The following is a 1507-nucleotide window of genomic DNA, read 5'->3' on the forward strand; positions in this document are numbered from 1 at the left end:
CGATGACCGTTTTCGCACGCCCGGGGTCCGCGGGGGCACTGATGAGTTACGAGTCCCGCTACGGGAACTTCATCGGCGGGCAGTGGGAGGCGCCGGCCTCCGGTGAGTACTTCGAGAACGCCACCCCGGTCACCGGCGAGGTGTTCTGCGAGGTCCCGCGCTCCACGGCGGCCGATATCGACAAGGCGCTGGATGCCGCGCAGGCGGCGGCGCCGGCCTGGGGCAAGACGTCGCCGGCCGATCGCGCGGCGATCCTCAACAAGATCGCCGACCGCATCGACGAGCACCGCGAAGAGTTGGCGGTGGCCGAGGTGTGGGACAACGGTAAGCCGATCCGGGAGTGCCTGGCCGCCGACATTCCGCTGGCCGCCGATCATTTCCGGTACTTCGCGGCGGCGATCCGGGCCCAGGAGGGCGCGCTGAGCCAGCTCGACGACGACACCGTCGCCTATCACTTCCAGGAGCCGCTGGGTGTGGTCGGGCAGATCATCCCGTGGAACTTTCCGCTGCTGATGGCGGCCTGGAAGCTGGCGCCGGCGCTGGCCGCCGGTAACGCGGTGGTGCTCAAGCCCGCCGAGCAGACCCCGGCGTCGATCCTGTTCTTGATGAGCCTGATCGGTGACCTGCTGCCCGACGGAGTCGTCAACGTGGTCAACGGATTCGGGGTGGAGGCCGGCAAGCCCCTGGCGTCCAGTAACCGGATCGCCAAGATCGGCTTCACCGGCGAGACCACCACCGGGCGGCTGATCATGCAGTACGCCAGTCACAACATCATCCCGGTCACCCTGGAGCTGGGCGGCAAGAGTCCCAACATCTTCTTCTCCGACGTGCTGGCGGCCGGCGACGACTTCTGCGACAAGGCTCTGGAAGGCTTCGCGGGCTTTGCCCTCAATCAGGGTGAGGTGTGCACCTGCCCGTCGCGGTCGCTGATCCAGGCCGACATCTACGACGAGTTTTTGGAGCTGGCCGCGATCCGCACCAAGGCGATCCGCCAAGGCGACCCGCTGGATGCGGCCACCATGATCGGCGCGCAGGCCTCCAACGACCAGCTGGAAAAGATCTTGTCCTACATCGAGATCGGCAAGGGGGAGGGCGCCAAGGTCATCACCGGCGGCGAGCGCGCCGAACTCGGCGGCGATCTGTCCGGCGGCTTCTACGTGCAGCCGACGATCTTTGGCGGGCACAACAAGATGCGGATCTTCCAGGAGGAGATCTTCGGCCCGGTGGTCTCGGTGACGTCGTTCAGCGACTACGACGACGCGATCGGCATCGCCAACGACACCCTCTACGGGCTGGCCGCCGGAGTGTGGAGCCGCGACGGCAACACCGCCTACCGGGCCGGCCGCGACATCCAGGCCGGCCGGGTGTGGATCAACTGCTACCACGCCTATCCGGCGCATGCTGCGTTCGGCGGCTACAAGCAGTCCGGCATCGGCCGGGAGAACCACAAGATGGCGCTCGCCCACTACCAGCAGACCAAGAACCTGCTGGTGTCCTACTCCCAGAC

At 67.0% G+C, this 1507-nt stretch carries 1 protein-coding gene; it reads left to right on the forward strand.

All coding sequences use genetic code 11. From position 1 onward, the window contains the following. Positions 1-2: 2 nt before the first annotated feature. The coding region (gene exaC, locus A5648_RS16745; RefSeq protein WP_065025629.1) for an acetaldehyde dehydrogenase ExaC at positions 3-1507 on the forward strand (1505 nt) is incomplete at its 3' end.

Source organism: Mycolicibacter sinensis, from assembly GCF_001673565.1.
GTDB classification, from domain to species: domain Bacteria; phylum Actinomycetota; class Actinomycetes; order Mycobacteriales; family Mycobacteriaceae; genus Mycobacterium; species Mycobacterium sinense_C.